This is a genomic window from Stenotrophomonas sp. Sm2128, from assembly GCF_030985535.1.
GTDB lineage: Bacteria > Pseudomonadota > Gammaproteobacteria > Xanthomonadales > Xanthomonadaceae > Stenotrophomonas > Stenotrophomonas maltophilia.
On sequence record NZ_JAPTFQ010000003.1, the window covers coordinates 1 to 15,498 of the forward strand.

Genomic DNA, 15,498 nt, shown 5'->3' on the forward strand with positions numbered 1-15,498 from the left:
GCCAAGGCCGGATCCCCCTGGCACAGCCGGCCAGCGGCCGGCACTACCGGGCACCGTCTCTCCCGATTGTTCAGCCGCCCCCCGGGGCGGCTTCACATCTGCACCATCCCCATTTAACAACCGCCATGGCACCGTGCGAGCCACGTAGTCATGCAGACGGGAGTTGTGGATGAGTACCGAGAAGAAAGCCGATTTCTCCGGCGTCAGCGCCAGCGTCGACAGTACCGCCGAGCAGGTGCCGAAGGCGGACTTCTCCGGCGTGAGCGCTTCGGTGGACAGCACCGCCGAGATCGTCAGCGGCGGCACCTATACCGTGCAGAAGGGTGACTCGCTGTCGAAGATCGCCAAGCAGCATCTGGGCGACGCCAACGCCTGGAAGAAGATCTTCGAAGCCAATCGCGATGTGCTTGACGACCCGGACAAGATCTTCCCGGGCCAGACCCTGAAACTGCCGCCGAAGTAAGCCGGCGATCGAACGCCGTCCGACAATCCCTGGGAGGAACCCCGAATGATCAAGACCACCCCGCTCCAGACCGCCCTGATCGCCGCCCTGCTGGGCAGCGTTGCCTTGGTCGGTTGCAAGAAGAAGGAAGAGTCGACCGACACCAACGCCGCTCCGGCCGCCACGGCTCCGGCCGAGCCGGCAGCGCCGGCACCGATGACCGGTGCACCGCCGCCGATGGCGGAAGCTGCCGCGGTCAGCGTTTCCACCGTCACCGTGGGCAAGACCGCTGCCGCCGACAAATCGGTCGCCCCGGCTGCACTGTTCTCGCCGAAGGATGATGTCATCGTCTCGGTCAAGACCGATGGCGCCGCCAACAACGTCAATGTCGGTGCCAAGCTGACCTTCCAGGACGGCCAGGTGGCCGGCGAACAGACCGCGACCCTGAATGCCAGCGGCGCGGAGACCACCAACGTCACGTTCAAGAATGCAAAGGGCTGGCCGGCCGGCAAGTACCGCGCCGAGGTCACGGTCGATGGCAAGGCGGCTGGAACGCCGCAGGAGTTCGAGGTCAAGTAAGTCCTGCCGACTCTCTCCCGGCAGGACTCACGATGGACGCAGCCGCAAGGCTGCGTCCTTTTTTATTGGCCGGTGGCTGGCTTCATCCATGCATGGCGTGGATCCACTGACGGCGGCGTTCGCGCAGATCCACGCCGCGCGTGGATGGATCACAGCGTTGCCGCCGTGCAGTACCGCCGCGTATGGCGCGGCTTTGCCCCGCGCGGCTGAAAACGCGACAATGCAGGGGTTTCCCCGCCGCGCGCCCACCCTGACGGCGACGGGGGAAAGCGACACGGTTGCACGTGGCCCGGCGCTCGCGCCGGCCTTCCCCTGAGCATTGCTACAGAGTCCAAGTCCCCCATGTCCAAGATCCTCTACACGCTGACCGACGAAGCACCGTTCCTGGCGACCCAGTCGCTGCTGCCGATCGTCGACGCCTATACCGCCACTGCCGGCATCGTGGTGGAAACCCGTGACATCTCGCTGTCCGGCCGCATCCTGTCGCAGTTCCCGGAACTGCTGTCCGACGCGCAGAAGGTCAGCGACGACCTGGCCGAGCTGGGCCAGCTGGCGACCACCCCGGACGCCAACATCATCAAGCTGCCGAACATCTCCGCCTCGGTGCCGCAGATGAAGGCGGCCATCAAGGAACTGCAGGACCAGGGCTATCCGCTGCCGGATTACCCGGAAACCCCGGCCGACGACCAGCAGCGCGACTACAAGGCGCGCTACGACAAGGTCAAGGGCAGTGCGGTGAACCCGGTTCTGCGCGAAGGCAACTCCGACCGTCGTGCACCGCTGTCGGTGAAGAACTACGCGCGCAAGCACCCGCACCGCATGGGCGCCTGGGCGTCGGATTCGAAGTCGCACGTCGCGCACATGGCCGCCGGCGATTTCTACGGCAGCGAGAAGTCGGCCACCCTGGCCAACGCCGGTGCGCTGAAGATCACCTTCCACGGCAAGGACGGCAGCGCCGTCGTGCTGAAGGAAAAGACCACGGTCAAGGCCGGCGAGATCGTCGATGCCGCCGTCATGAGCCGCAAGGCGCTGGCCGCGTTCATCGGTGAGCAGATCGCCGATGCCAAGGCCCAGGGCGTGCTGTTCTCGCTGCACCTGAAGGCGACCATGATGAAGGTCTCCGACCCGATCATGTTCGGCGTGGCGGTCAACGAGTTCTACAAGGACGTGCTGGCCAAGCACGCCGACGTGCTCAAGCAGGCCGGTTTCGATGCCAACAACGGCATCGGTGACCTGGCCGCGCGCCTGCCGTCGCTGCCGGAAGCCACCCGCGCCGCGATCGAAGCGGACCTGGCCGCCGAGTACGCGCAGCGTCCGGGCGTGGCCATGGTCAATTCGGACAAGGGCATCACCAACCTGCACGTGCCGAGCGACGTGATCGTCGACGCCTCGATGCCGGCGATGATCCGCGACTCGGGCAAGATGTGGAACGCCGAAGGCAAGCTGCAGGACACCAAGGCGGTCATTCCGGACCGCTGCTACGCCGGCGTGTACCAGGCCGTCATCGACGACTGCAAGGCGCACGGCGCCTTCGACCCGGCCACCATGGGCTCGGTGCCGAACGTCGGCCTGATGGCGCAGAAGGCCGAAGAGTACGGTTCGCACGACAAGACCTTCCAGATTGCTGCCGACGGCGTGGTCAAGGTTACCGACGATGCCGGCAACGTGGTGTTCGAACACGCCGTGGAAGCCGGTGACATCTGGCGCATGTGCCAGACCAAGGACGCTCCGATCCAGGACTGGGTCAAGCTGGCCGTCGAACGCGCCCGCCTGAGCAGCACCCCGGCCGTGTTCTGGCTGGATGCCGCCCGCGCCCACGACGCGCAGGTCATCGCCAAGGTCGAGCAGTACCTGAAGAACCACGACACCACCGGCCTGGACATCCGCATCCTGCCGCCGGTGGAAGCCACCGCGTTCTCGCTGGACCGCATCCGCAAGGGCGAGGACACCATCTCGGTGACCGGCAACGTGCTGCGCGACTACCTGACCGACCTGTTCCCGATCATGGAGCTGGGCACCAGCGCCAAGATGCTGTCGATCGTGCCGCTGATGGCCGGTGGCGGCCTGTTCGAGACCGGCGCCGGTGGTTCGGCCCCGAAGCACGTGCAGCAGTTCGTCGAAGAGGACTACCTGCGCTGGGATTCGCTGGGTGAGTTCCTGGCCCTGGCCGCGTCGCTGGAACACCTGGGCAACCGCTACGACAACGCCGCCGCCCGCGTGCTGGCCAAGGCGCTGGACGAAGCCAACGGCCAGTTCCTGGACAACGACAAGTCGCCGTCGCGCAAGCTGGGTGGCATCGACAACCGTGGCAGCCACTTCTACATCGCGCTGTACTGGGCGCAGGCGCTGGCCGCACAGGACGAAGATGCGGCACTGAAGGCACGCTTCGCACCGCTGGCCAAGGCACTGACCGACAACGAGCAGAAGATCGTCGAAGAGCTGATCGCGGTGCAGGGCAAGGCCGTGGACATCGGCGGCTACTACCGCCCGGACGTCGCCAAGGCGAGCGAGGCGATGCGCCCGAGCGCGACCTTCAATGCCGCGCTGGAGCAGCTGCGCGGCTGATCCATCGCCGTTCGGTCGTGACACCGGAACCCGCGCTTCGGCGCGGGTTTCTTTTGGGCTCCGGGTCAGAACCCTTTTGCCATGCAAAAGGGATCTGAGCCCATTCGACCCGCGTCCAGAACCGTGATTCCCGTCGGCTGTCGGAATGTCGTCAACGAGGCATGAAACTTGCCCGCGATGGCCGTCGCAGAACTGATCGGGCACCGTCTGCAACCGCCCTCGATCTGAGCAGTCGATCACGACGGCTGCCGCTGGCGATGCCCTAGCCTTGGCGACGCGAGGCCACCGGGGAGGTGGCCGCACGGGGAACACGGATGGCACGCGTGCTGGTAGTGGGAACCGACATCCAGGGCGAGCAGGCCCTGCTGCAGCGGCTGCGCGTGGCATCGGCCCTGCCGGACGGCCAGATCCGCCGCAGCCAGGACCTGGACGATTGCGACCTGCTGGTCATCCGCGATACGCCGGCGCTGCGCAACGCGGCCCAGCGCATGCGCCAGCAGCGTCCGCGACTGCAGTGCTGGATCGAAGACATCGGCGGCCAGCTGCGTGATGGCGACGGGCACCAGGACGTGCTTGATGACAGTGCCATCGGTCGCGCGCTGCGTCGCATGCAGTTGGCAGTGGAGCCCTTGGCCATGCACGCACCCGCACCGATCCGCCTGGCTGATGGTGCGCATGCCATCACCCGTCTGCTGCGCGAGCGGCTGCCGCTGCGACAGGGCCAGGCCCTGTTGAGTGATGCGGGCGAGCCTCTGCTGCTGATGGACCTGGAGCATGACCAGGCCGTGCTGCTGCAGGAACCGGCTACGGCCCTGGTGGAGCGTTTGGCCGATGCCTTCGAACGCCTGCAGCTGGATGCGCTGACACCCGCACGCCTGCATGGCCTGGCCGGCGAGCGGCCACGCCAGCCACTGCGGCCGCTGCTGTGGCAATGGGCGCAACGCAGCCGCCATTGGCAGGCACTGGACGAACGCCTGCGCGGTGCTTCGGTAAAGCTGCTGCGCTGGCCCGATTTCCGTGTGCTGGGCCATGACCATGATGGCTTCCGCCTGTGCTCGCTGCTGCTCAAGCGCGCGTGCACGGTGGACGAGTGCGCGATGTTGCTTGATCTGCCGCCTGCGGCCGTGCGTGATTTCATCCATGCCGCTTACCTGTGCGGTTACGCGCAGCTGCAGGCAGCGCCGGCGGTACCGCTGGCGGAACGCGCTGCCGGCGCTGACAACGGCCTGCTCGCCCGTCTGTGGCGTCACCTGCGTGGGAGCGAACGCAATGCGTGAGCACAAGGTGGTGGTGCTGGGTGGCATGGGCAGTGGCAAGTCGACCCTGGTGCGCAGCATCGCGGCCGGCGCGGTGGTCGACACCGACGTGGCCAACAGCGACCGCCTCGGTGCCGACAAGGCCTCCACCACCGTCGCCCTGGACTATGCAGATATCGGCCTGCCCAATGGCGAGCGGCTGCGCCTGTATGGCACGCCGGGACAGCAGCGTTTCGATTTCCTCTGGCCGATCCTGCTGCAGGGCGCCCGCGGCGCCGTGCTGCTGCTGGATGCGCGGCGCGCGGGCGTGGTTGCCGAACTGGAGGATTATCTGCAGGTGTTGCGGCCGTTCGCATCGTCATTGGCGCTGGTGGTGGCCGTCACCCATCTTGACCAGGCACCGCACGCCGCGCTGGATGACTGGGCCGCCCTTGCCTGCCTTGATGACCAGCCGCTGCCGCTACTGGCCGTGGATACCCGCGACCGCGAACAGGGATTGCTGCTGATGGATGTATTGATGGGCGAGATGGAAGCGCACGCACTGGTGGCCGCGCATGGCTGACGGACAGGTGGCGCTACTGCCCGACGCCGGCCAGCGTGAGCGCCTGCAGCCCTTGCTGCGAGACCTGCAGCAGCGGGTGGAAGGCATACGTACGGTGGTGCTGGCCAGTGTGGATGGCTTCGCCCTGGTCAGTGCCGGTGCCGAAGGGCGCGGTGAACGCCTGGCAGCGATGACCAGCGCGATGCTGGCGCTGGCTGCAGCAGTGGGGCGCGAACTGGTGCTTGGGGATCTGCAGACGCTGATGCTGGAAGCCGCGGGCGGCAAGGTGCTGATGCTGGCGATCCAGGCCGAGGGGCGCGTGCCGTTGCTGCTGATGGCGGCCTGCGACCAGCGAAGCGTGATCGGCCAGGTGCTGTGGCAGAGCAGGGAATGTGGCCAGGCGATCCTGGCCGAACTCGGCGGATCGTGAGCCCGGCCGCAGGGGAACGAGGGGCTCGAACCAACATCGACAAGGGGTGCGACGTGGCTGGACTGAATGAATCGTTGAACGCACTGATGGGCATCGACGGCGCGCAGGCAGTGGCGCTGGTCGACTATGAAAGCGGCATGCTGCTGGGCGAAGCCGGTGCCGGCATGGACATGGAAGTGGCCGCCGCCGGCAACACCGAAGTGATCCGTGCCAAGATGAAGACCGCCGCATCGCTGAACCTCAACGACAGCATCGAGGACATCCTGATCTCGCTGGGCAAGGCGTACCACATCATGCGCCCGGTGGCGAAGAAGAAGGGCCTGTTCTTCTACATCGTACTGGACCGTACCAGGTCCAACCTGGCATTGGCACGGCGCAAGGTGCAGGACGTGGAAGCCGAACTGGCGATCTGAGCCAGTAGTGCCGGCTGCTGGCCGGCATCTGCATCGATCCATCGGCGGTCCAGGTGCTGCCGGCCAGCGGCCGGCACTACCTTCGCGCTCGACGGCATCGCACACGCCAGCGTATGGTGAAGCCGGTCCTCCCGGGTGAGCCATGCATGTCCAGGCCTGACATCGCTGCCGAGCTGGCACCGCGCATCGCGGTAGCCATCCGCGACGGTTTCGAGCAGTACCACGCCCGCTTTGCGGCGATCACCGCGCGGGCGCGGCAGCGCTTCGAGCAGCGTGACTGGGCCGGTGCGCGACAGGATGCGGTCGAGCGCATCGCCCTGTACGACCTGTGCATCGCCGAGCAGATGGATGCGCTGCGCCGCCTCGCCGGTGACGCGATCGGCGAGCGCGCGCTGTGGTTGCGGGTGCACGCCCGCTACAGCGCGCTGCTGCAGGGCCTGATCGACGCCGAGCTGTACAAGACCTTCTACAACACGTTGTCGCGGCGCCTGTTTGCCACCCGGGGCGTGGACCCGGCGCTGGAGTTCATCGCCTTCGATGTCGAACCCTCCGATGCCATCACCCACCCGGTGGCGCGGCATACCTACGCGGTTTCGCCGACGCGGCCGGTGGAGGCGCTGCAGCGGGTGCTGGCCGACTATCGCTTCGATATCCCCTATGCGCACCAACTGCGCTGCGCCGCGGCCATCGCGGTGCGCCTGCAGGATGACCTGGCCCACTGGGGCGATACGCCGGTACGCAGCATCGAGCTGCTCGACACGGTGTTCTACCGCGAGCGCCGCGCTTACCTGGTTGGCCGCGTGTTCGGCGAGCACCGGTTCTCGCCGTGCGTGATTGCCCTGGTGAACGACGAGCGTGGCCTGCGCGCCGATGCAGTGCTGACCCGGCGCCGGGACGTGGCCCACCTGTTCGGCGTGTCACGCAGCTATTTCCAGGCCAACCTGGCCACGGTCGGTGATGCGGTGGTGTTCCTGCGCAGTCTGCTGCCGGGCAAGCCCATCGATGAGATATACACCGTGCTGGGCCGCGCCAAGCAGGGCAAGACCGAGCGCTACCGCACCTTCTTCCGTCATTTCAACGAGCACCCGCAGGAGCGGCTGGTGCATGCAGAGGGCACGCCGGGCATGGTCATGGCGGTGTTCACCCTGCCCAGTTACCCGCTGGTGTTCAAGCTGATCCGCGACCGTTTCGCGTGGCCCAAGGCGATGTCGCGACAGCAGGTGGAAGAGAAGTACGCGCTGGTGTTCAACCTCGATCGTGTCGGCCGCCTGCTCGATGCGCAGCCCTATCGTCATCTGCGCTTCCCGCGCGAGCGCTTCGCGCCCGCCTTGCTGGATGAACTGCTGCAGCAGTGCGCGCAGAGCGTACGCATCGATGGCGATGAGGTCGAAGTCGCACTGTGCTATGTGCAGCGTCGTTTTCGTCCCTTGAATCTGTACCTGCGCGAGCAGGGTGCGGAGGCGGTGCGGGCGGCGGTGCTCGACTACGCTCAGGCCATCACCGACATGGCGCGCAACAACATCTTCCCCGGTGACATGCTGCCAAAGAATTTCGGCGTATCACGGCATGGCCGGGCCGTATTCTACGACTACGACGAGCTGTGCCTGGTCAGCGACTGCGTGTTCCGCGCCTGGCCGCAGCCGCGTACGCCGGAGGAAGCGATGTCCGATGAGCCATGGTTCCATGTCGGTCCGCGCGACGTGTTTCCCGAGCGCTTCGGCCCGTTCATGGGCCTGCCCGCTGCAGAGCTGGCAGCGGTGCGCGAGCACTACCGGCACCTGTTCGACCCGGGCTGGTGGCAGGGCCTGCAGGAACGCTTCGCCCGAGGTGACTATCCGGACACGCCGCCCTATGCTGGCGCGCACCGGTTGGCGTGAGCCAGCTGTCATGGGTGTTGGGACTGAGGTACTCTCGCCCTTCATCACCAAGGATCCGGCAATGATGCGTTCCCCATTGTTCCTCGCTCTCGCGTTGGCCGTCGGTGCCGGCGCTCCGCTGTTCGCCGGCGATGCCAGCGCGCAGACCACGCGCGCGGTGCGTGCCACCGCGGAGATGAGCATGGTGCTCTCTGGCCATATCGAGGTCACGCCCGAGGGCGCGGTCAGTTCGTTGGTACTGGACCAGAAGTCGATGCTGTCTCCGAGCATCGCGTCCTTCGTGGAGGGCACCATCGGTGGCTGGCGCTTCGAACCCACCCTGCGCGATGGCACGGCGGTGGCGGCACGTGCGCCATTGCGGGTGCGCCTGCGGGGCAAAGCCATGGCCGATGGTGGCTACGAAGTCAGCATGACCAGCGTCAACTTCAGCGAGTACGATGAGAAAGCCACAGATTCGGTGACCCAAGGTCGCATGGCGCCCCCGCGTTATCCGGAAGAGGTCTATCGGAGCGGCGGCCAAGGCGAAGTGCTGCTGGTGGTCAGGATCGCGCGTGACGGCACGGTGGCCGATGTGATTGCCGAGCAGGTGAACATGACCGTGGTCGGACGCGAGCGCACCCTTGCCAAGATGCGCGAAACCCTGGCCAGGGCCGCCGTCAGCAGTGCCCGCAAGTGGACGTTCAACCCACCGACCACCGGCGAAGCCAGCACCCGCGACAGCTGGACGGTACGCATACCGGTCAATTTCGGCCTGAACGATGATCCCAATGGAGCGGAGCGCTATGGCCGCTGGCGTGCCTTCATCCCGGGCCCGCGGCAGGCCGTGCCGTGGCGGAAGGCAGATGCGATCGAGCAGGCCGGCAGCGACCTGCTGCCCGAGGGCGGCATCTACATGGTCGACGGCGCCAAGCGCGGCCTGCGTCTGCTGACGCCGCTGGAGCAGGGCTGACGATCACTGCGGAGCCGGCCAGCCCGGCTTCGCGTCAATCGGCGTAGGGGTAGACCACCACCCGGTTGCGGCCCTGCTCCTTGGCCAGGTACAGCGCCTTGTCGGCCAGCCGCAGCGCCTGCTCGGCATCGACATGGAAGCTGGGGAAGTGGGCCACGCCCAGCGAGACGGTGATGGTGCCGACCGGTTCAAACGGATGGTCGGCAATGTGCTGGCGCAGACGCTCGCCAGCCTGTCGCGCTGACTCGGCGCTGATGCCCGGCAACAGCAGCAGGAACTCCTCGCCGCCGGCGCGGCAGAGGATGTCGCTGTCGCGCGAGTAGCGGCGCATCTGGTTGGCGATGTGGACGATGGCAGCGTCGCCGACGTCATGGCCGTGGTTGTCATTGATCGATTTGAAGCGATCGATGTCCAGCGCCAGGATCGCGAACGGGATGCCCTGTACCTGCAGGGCATCCAGCGCCTGCTGCAGGCCGCGGCGGTTGAGAAGACTGGTCAGCGGATCGGTGCGGCTGGCGCGGTTGAGCGTGCCGATGCGGTCCTGCAGTGCATTGAAGCTGTGCAGTACCGCCTGCTTGAGCTGGGCGACCTCGAAGTACCACGCTCGGATGCCGCTGACGTGGTTGATCGCATTGCCGGTGTCTTCGCCGCCCTGCACGTTGCGTGCGAGCTGCCACAGCGGCATCGAAATGCGACGGGCGAACCACCAGGTGATCAGCAGCGACAGCAGGCCCAGCGGGATTGCGTTCCAGATTACCGCAGTCATCAACCGCGACAGCGGCTGCAGCGTGGCCTCGGTCGGGCGCTGGGCGATGATGCCCCAGCCGGTGGCCGCCACCGGCGCATAGCCGGCCAGCATCGACACGCCCAGGTTGTTGCGCACCTGCTGCGCGCCACGCTCGCCGCGCACCACGGCCTTTACTGCGGGGTTGCCGACCACGTAGTCGCCTACCCGCTTGCCATCGGCGTGGTACAGCAGGCGGCCATGGCGATCGACCACGTACAGGTAGGAACCATCACGGTAGTAGTGCTTGCCCAGCAGCGTGTGCAGTGCGCTGCGCTGGCGCAGGTACAGGGTGCCGCTGACGTAACCACGGTAGTGGCCCTGGCGATCGAAGATCGGGTGCGACAGCGAGACCAGCAGCTTGCCGGTGGCCGACTGGTACGGGTCGCTGATCATCGGCTGGCGCGCGGCCAGCGCGGCATTGTTGCCGACGCTGTGCAGCACTTCGCCCTGCAGCTGCAGGGTCTGCGGCGAGGTGGCGATCACCAGGCCGTCGGCATCCACCACCAGCGAAGAGTTGAAGCTGTTGGTCTGCAGCTGCAGGCGGCTGGCTTCGTCCTGGGCCTGTGCCGGGTCGAGGTTGCCCTGGCCAAGCCGCGTGGCGGCGTAGGCCAGTTCCTGCTGGGCAGCCAGCAGGAAGTTCTGGGTCGTTTCGGCCAGTTTGGTGGCGTAGACGCGGTTGGCCTCCAGGGTGTTGCCGACCAGCTGGTCGCGCTGCACCCGGTAGCTGGCCAGCAGGGTGTTGGCCAGCGCGATGATGGCGCTGAGCAGGGCCAGGGCGAGGATCAGCTTGCCCAGGTTGAGGCGGGGAGACAGCGTTCGCATGCTTCGACGGATCCGGCAGGAGGCTGGACCCGACCGGTTCTCCGGAAGGGGCGACAGCGGGAATCGGTGGCCAGGCCCTCGGGGCCGGGCAGGGCATCGGGCGGATTATCGCCAAAACCGGGCGGCGGTGAAGTGAAGTGGGTCGCCCTGCAGGTAAAAAAAAACCTGCCGCAGCGAGCGGCAGGTTCTTTTCGATGCAATGCCGTGGATCAGCGCTTCATCGAACCGAAGAACTCGTCGTTGGACTTGGTGTTCTTCATCTTGTCGAGCAGGAACTCCATCGCGGCCATTTCATCCATCGGATGCAGCAGCTTGCGCAGGATCCAGATCTTCTGCAGCAGTTCCGGCTCGATCAGCAGGTCTTCGCGGCGGGTGCCGGAACGGTTGATGTCGATCGCCGGGAACACGCGCTTTTCAGCGATGCGACGGCTCAGGTGCACTTCGCTGTTGCCGGTGCCCTTGAACTCTTCGTAGATCACCTCGTCCATCTTCGAGCCGGTGTCGACCAGCGCAGTGGCGATGATGGTCAGGCTGCCGCCTTCTTCCACGTTGCGCGCGGCACCGAAGAAGCGCTTCGGGCGGTGCAGGGCGTTGGCGTCCACACCACCGGTCAGCACCTTGCCCGAGCTCGGCACCACGTTGTTGTAGGCGCGGGCCAGGCGGGTGATCGAGTCGAGCAGGATCACCACGTCCTTCTTGTGCTCGACCAGGCGCTTGGCGCGCTCGATGACCATTTCGGCCACCTGCACGTGGCGCGCGGCCGGTTCGTCGAAGGTCGAGCTGATGACCTCGCCGCGCACGGTGCGCTGCATTTCGGTCACTTCTTCCGGGCGCTCGTCGATCAGCAGCACGATCAGGTGCACGTCCGGGTGGTTGGTGGTGATGGCGGTGGCGACCTGCTGCATCATCATGGTCTTGCCGGCCTTCGGCTGCGACACGATGAGCGAGCGCTGGCCCTTGCCCTGCGGCGCCATCAGGTCGAGGATGCGGCCGGTGATGTCTTCCGACGAACCGTTGCCGCGCTCCAGGGTGAAGCGGCGGCGCGGGAACAGGGCGGTCAGGTTCTCGAACAGCACCTTGTTCTTCGACGCTTCGATCGGCTCGCCGTTGATGGTGTCGACGATGTTCAGCGCAAAGTAGCGCTCGCCGTCCTTCGGGAAGCGGATGCGGCCGGAGATATGGTCGCCGGTGCGCAGGTTGAAGCGGCGGATCTGGCTGGGCGAGATATAGGTGTCGTCCGGGCCGGCCAGGTAGCTGGCTTCGGCCGCGCGCAGGAAGCCGAAGCCGTCCGGCAGGATTTCCAGCACGCCGTCGGCGGCGACGCCGTCACCGTGGCGGGTCAGTACCTTCAGCAGGGCGAAGATCACATCCTGCTTGCGGGCGCGTGCCACGCCTTCGGAGATCTGCAGCTGCTCGGCGATTTCCAGCAGCTTCTGTGCCGGCATGCGCTTGAGGTCGCTCAGCGAATAGACCGGGAAGCCTTCCGGCACGTTGGCGTGCGGACGCGGCACGAAGGGCTGCTGCTCGCCGCCGTCGTTGGGCATGCCGTCGTCGCGGAAGCGGTTGTTGTTGCGGTCACGGTCACGGTCGCGGCGGTTGCGGAAGCGGTCACGGCGGTTGCCCTGGCCTTGCCCCTGGCCCTGCTGGCCGTTCTGGTTGTACGGGTTCTGGCCCTGGTTCTGGCCACCGCCCTGGTGGTTCTGCTGCCGCGGCTGGCCGGATTCGCGACCCTCACCACCTTCGCCACCGCCACTGCTGGCAGGGGCCTCGGCGGCGGGCGCGCTCGGTGCGGGGGCGGGGGCCGGTGCCTCGGGCGCGGCGGCCAGCGGCAGGGTCGGCTGCGCCGGAGCGGCGCTGGTTTCGGCGGCTGCCGGGGCGGCGGCCTTGCTCACGCGGGGCTTGCGCACGCGCTTTTCGGCGGGCGCATCGGCGCTGCCGGTTTCGGAAGTGTTATCGGACAAGAGCGTTATTCCTCGCTTGAAGGTGCGAGCGCCCGGCTGGGGCGGCGAACGTTGGGAATGGGTCTGGAAGAAACTGCGTCCAGAGGGTGCGGCACGCGAACGCGGCCGGATGTGCCGACACTATCATCGGCCTGCGGCGCCGTGCAAGGGCTGCCGGGAACAGCATTCATCATGGACGCAGGGCGTCCGCCGGCAGCCGCGGGTGGCGGCTGCCGGAAAACAGCAGGATCAGGCCAGGGCCTTGTCCAGCAGGCCGGCCAGCTGGGCCTTGCCCACCGCACCGATCTGCTCGCCGACCTTCTCGCCGTCCTTGAACACGACCAGGTACGGGATCGAACGCACGTGGTACTTGGCGGCCAGCGCACGATTGTGGTCGACGTTGACCTTGGCGATCTTGGCGCGGCCCTGGTAGGCATCGGCCAGTTCGTCCAGCGCCGGGGCGATCATCTTGCACGGGCCACACCATTCGGCCCAGAAATCGACCAGCACCGGTTCCTTGGAATTCAGCACTGCGCTATCAAAGTCGGCGTCGCCGACATGTACAACCTTGTCGCTCATCTTGGTTTCTCGTCTTGGATTGCACCCGGCCATGCCGGAGGTGGGTGAACTGGGCCATGCCCGGTGGCGCGACCCTCGTCGTTGCCTCGCGGCGCACTGCCGCGGTGCGTTCGGCGGGATGCCTGGACGCTCACGGCCGGCAGTGTACCCCTATCGCAGGGCGGGGACAGGCGCCGGCTGGAACCCAGCGTATCGTGATCGCTTCGAAGCCCGGTATGTGTCGGATTTCACTGTCTTCCCGAAGATGGGGGTGGCAGCGGGCGACACCAGCGGGACCGGCGGGGTCGTTCAAGTCCCGTGTGGCTGGATGAAGGCGCGCCGTCTCCCCATCCGGTGAGACAAGGCATTCCGGTTTGCCGGCCCGAGTGCGTTAAACTGGGCCATTGTGCGGCGCGCGGACCGGGTGGTCCCAGCCTGCCAACCCGCCGCAGGGGCCGCAGTTTGCGACGGTGCCCCTAGACGATGAAGTGCCAGCCGCCCCACGGGCCGGCGGCCATACCAAGACGGACTCATGAGCGACAAACCGCTGACCGATTTGACCTTTTCCTCCTTCGAGCTGCACCCGGCCCTGCAGGCCGGCCTTGAAGGAGCCGGATTCACCCGCTGCACCCCGATCCAGGCGCTGACCCTGCCGGTCGCGCTGCCCGGCGGTGATGTTGCCGGCCAGGCCCAGACCGGCACCGGCAAGACCCTGGCCTTCCTGGTCGCTGTCGTGAACCGCCTGCTGACGCGTCCGGCGCTGGCCGATCGCAAGCCGGAAGATCCGCGTGCGCTGATCCTCGCCCCGACCCGCGAGCTGGCCATCCAGATCCACAAGGATGCGGTGAAGTTCGGTTCCGACCTGGGCCTGCGCTTCGCCCTGGTCTACGGCGGCGTGGATTACGACAAGCAGCGCGAGCTGCTGCAGCAGGGCGTGGACGTGATCATCGCCACCCCGGGCCGCCTGATCGACTACGTCAAGCAGCACAAGGTGGTGTCGCTGCACGCCTGCGAGATCTGCGTGCTGGACGAAGCCGACCGCATGTTCGACCTGGGCTTCATCAAGGACATCCGCTTCCTGCTGCGCCGCATGCCGGAGCGCACCACCCGCCAGACCCTGCTGTTCAGTGCCACCCTCAGCCACCGCGTGCTGGAGCTGGCCTACGAGCACATGAACGAGCCGCAGAAGCTGGTGGTCGAAGCCGAGACCATCACCGCCGCGCGCGTGCGCCAGCGCATCTACTTCCCGGCCGACGACGAGAAGATCCCGCTGCTGCTGGGCCTGCTGTCGCGCAGCGAAGGCGCGCGCACCATGGTCTTCGTCAACACCAAGGTGTTCGTCGAGCGCGTGGCGCGTTCGCTGGAAAAGGCCGGCTACCGCGTCGGCGTGCTGTCCGGCGACGTGCCGCAGAAGAAGCGCGAGAGCCTGCTCAACCGCTTCCAGAAGGGCCAGCTGGAAATCCTGGTGGCCACCGACGTGGCTGCGCGCGGCCTGCACATCGACGGCATCAAGTACGTCTACAACTACGACCTGCCGTTCGACGCCGAAGACTACGTGCATCGCATCGGCCGCACCGCGCGCCTGGGTGAAGAGGGCGACGCGATCAGCTTCGCCTGCGAGCGCTACGCCATGGGCCTGCCGGACATCGAGGCCTATATCGAGCAGAAGATTCCGTCCGAGCCGGTCACCAAGGAACTGCTGACCCCGCTGCCGCGCCCGGAACGCCCGGCTCCGGCTGCAGGCGAGGAAGGCGAGGACAACGAAAGCGTCGGCCAGATCTTCCGCGAAGCGCGCGAAGCCCGCGCCGCCGAGGAAGAGCGTCGGGGCGGTGGCCGCAGTGGCGGCCGTTCCGGCGGCGGTGGTGGTGGCCGTGGTGGCCGTGACGGTGAGCGCAGCGGCGAACGCCGTTCGCGTGGCCCGCGCAAGCCACGCGCGGAAGGCGAGCAGGGCGCTCCCGCGCCGGCCGCCGGTGCCGAAGGCGCCGCTGCCCAGGCCCCGCGTCCGCCGCGCCCGCCGCGCGCCGAAGGCGCACCGGAAGGTGCTGCGGACGGCGAGCACAAGCCGCGCAAGCGCCGCCGCCGTCGCCACGGTCGTCCGGTCGAGGGTGCCGAGGGCGTGCAGAACGCCGCCGGCAATGGCGCCAGCCCGGTCACGCCGGTGCAGGTGGTGGCCAAGCCGGTGCGCACGGCTGCTGATACCGGCGATTCGTTCCTGACCCGCATCGGCCGCAAGATCCGCCGGATGCTGTCGGGTAGCTGATCGGCGCTGTCGATCAGCGGGTAGCACCCGACCGTTGGTCGGGTGGCTTCAAGGGCGTGCCGACCAACGGTCGGCACCC

13 protein-coding genes are annotated in these 15,498 nt (G+C 67.1%); 10 read left to right on the plus strand and 3 right to left on the minus strand.

The window, feature by feature from the left end:
* Positions 1–169: 169 nt before the first annotated feature.
* The 9 genes from O0K41_RS01655 (at position 170) to O0K41_RS01695 (ending at position 9,052) form a co-directional block, all read left to right on the plus strand.
* On the plus strand, positions 170–463 hold the full coding sequence (locus O0K41_RS01655; RefSeq protein WP_005411287.1) for a LysM peptidoglycan-binding domain-containing protein: 294 nt from the start codon (positions 170–172) through the stop codon (positions 461–463).
* A 45-nt stretch (positions 464–508) separates the two neighbouring features.
* Complete coding sequence (locus tag O0K41_RS01660; RefSeq protein ID WP_005411286.1) at positions 509–1,021, plus strand: hypothetical protein; 513 nt, start codon at positions 509–511, stop codon at positions 1,019–1,021.
* A 342-nt stretch (positions 1,022–1,363) separates the two neighbouring features.
* Positions 1,364–3,586 (plus strand): NADP-dependent isocitrate dehydrogenase, encoded by a 2,223-nt coding sequence (locus O0K41_RS01665; RefSeq protein ID WP_164222558.1) that lies wholly within the window; start codon positions 1,364–1,366, stop codon positions 3,584–3,586.
* Between the two features lie 314 nt (positions 3,587–3,900).
* Positions 3,901–4,863 carry a hypothetical protein gene (locus tag O0K41_RS01670; RefSeq protein WP_024957688.1) on the plus strand — a complete coding sequence of 321 codons (963 nt, stop codon included), beginning with the start codon at positions 3,901–3,903 and terminating at the stop codon, positions 4,861–4,863.
* The gene (locus O0K41_RS01675; protein WP_164222560.1) at positions 4,856–5,404 is read left to right on the plus strand and encodes an ATP/GTP-binding protein; all 549 of its coding nucleotides are present in this window, start codon (positions 4,856–4,858) and stop codon (positions 5,402–5,404) included. Before O0K41_RS01670 ends, O0K41_RS01675 begins: the two co-directional genes overlap by 8 nt.
* Positions 5,397–5,813: a roadblock/LC7 domain-containing protein gene (locus O0K41_RS01680; RefSeq protein WP_005411281.1), complete on the plus strand. Its 417-nt coding sequence runs from the start codon at positions 5,397–5,399 to the stop codon at positions 5,811–5,813. Before O0K41_RS01675 ends, O0K41_RS01680 begins: the two co-directional genes overlap by 8 nt.
* A gap of 53 nt (positions 5,814–5,866) precedes the next feature.
* A complete protein-coding gene (locus O0K41_RS01685; RefSeq protein WP_005411280.1) occupies positions 5,867–6,226 on the plus strand; it encodes a hypothetical protein in 360 nt (119 codons plus the stop codon).
* 146 nt (positions 6,227–6,372) lie between these two features.
* Positions 6,373–8,103, plus strand: coding sequence for a bifunctional isocitrate dehydrogenase kinase/phosphatase (gene aceK, locus O0K41_RS01690; RefSeq protein ID WP_049448530.1), 1,731 nt, complete (start codon positions 6,373–6,375; stop codon positions 8,101–8,103).
* 61 nt (positions 8,104–8,164) lie between these two features.
* Positions 8,165–9,052, plus strand: a complete 888-nt coding sequence (locus tag O0K41_RS01695) for an energy transducer TonB (RefSeq protein WP_108270005.1) — start codon at positions 8,165–8,167, stop codon at positions 9,050–9,052.
* Positions 9,053–9,086: 34 nt separating this feature from the next.
* Here the strand turns inward: O0K41_RS01695 and O0K41_RS01700 are convergent, their stop codons facing one another.
* The 3 genes from O0K41_RS01700 to trxA form a co-directional block, all read right to left on the minus strand.
* On the minus strand, positions 9,087–10,661 hold the full coding sequence (locus O0K41_RS01700) for a sensor domain-containing diguanylate cyclase (protein WP_088431065.1): 1,575 nt from the start codon (positions 10,659–10,661) through the stop codon (positions 9,087–9,089).
* 209 nt (positions 10,662–10,870) lie between these two features.
* A complete protein-coding gene (gene rho, locus O0K41_RS01705) occupies positions 10,871–12,622 on the minus strand; it encodes a transcription termination factor Rho (RefSeq protein WP_088436951.1) in 1,752 nt (583 codons plus the stop codon).
* 228 nt (positions 12,623–12,850) lie between these two features.
* A complete protein-coding gene (gene trxA, locus O0K41_RS01710) occupies positions 12,851–13,180 on the minus strand; it encodes a thioredoxin (RefSeq protein WP_005411275.1) in 330 nt (109 codons plus the stop codon).
* A gap of 511 nt (positions 13,181–13,691) precedes the next feature.
* Between trxA and rhlB the strand changes: the two genes are divergently transcribed.
* Entirely contained in the window at positions 13,692–15,419 is a 1,728-nt protein-coding gene (gene rhlB / locus O0K41_RS01715) for an ATP-dependent RNA helicase RhlB (protein WP_088436950.1), read from the plus strand.
* Positions 15,420–15,498: the final 79 nt, after the last annotated feature.

Coding starts and splice junctions, on each gene's coding strand:
- O0K41_RS01670 (WP_024957688.1), top strand. CDS start 3,901: ATGGCACGCGTGCTGGTAGTGGGAACCGACATCCAGGGCGAGCAGGCC.
- O0K41_RS01675 (WP_164222560.1), top strand. CDS start 4,856: ATGCGTGAGCACAAGGTGGTGGTGCTGGGTGGCATGGGCAGTGGCAAG.
- aceK (WP_049448530.1), top strand. CDS start 6,373: ATGTCCAGGCCTGACATCGCTGCCGAGCTGGCACCGCGCATCGCGGTA.
- O0K41_RS01695 (WP_108270005.1), top strand. CDS start 8,165: ATGATGCGTTCCCCATTGTTCCTCGCTCTCGCGTTGGCCGTCGGTGCC.
- O0K41_RS01700 (WP_088431065.1), bottom strand. CDS start 10,661: ATGCGAACGCTGTCTCCCCGCCTCAACCTGGGCAAGCTGATCCTCGCC.
- O0K41_RS01665 (WP_164222558.1), top strand. CDS start 1,364: ATGTCCAAGATCCTCTACACGCTGACCGACGAAGCACCGTTCCTGGCG.
- O0K41_RS01660 (WP_005411286.1), top strand. CDS start 509: ATGATCAAGACCACCCCGCTCCAGACCGCCCTGATCGCCGCCCTGCTG.
- O0K41_RS01655 (WP_005411287.1), top strand. CDS start 170: ATGAGTACCGAGAAGAAAGCCGATTTCTCCGGCGTCAGCGCCAGCGTC.
- trxA (WP_005411275.1), bottom strand. CDS start 13,180: ATGAGCGACAAGGTTGTACATGTCGGCGACGCCGACTTTGATAGCGCA.
- rhlB (WP_088436950.1), top strand. CDS start 13,692: ATGAGCGACAAACCGCTGACCGATTTGACCTTTTCCTCCTTCGAGCTG.
- O0K41_RS01680 (WP_005411281.1), top strand. CDS start 5,397: ATGGCTGACGGACAGGTGGCGCTACTGCCCGACGCCGGCCAGCGTGAG.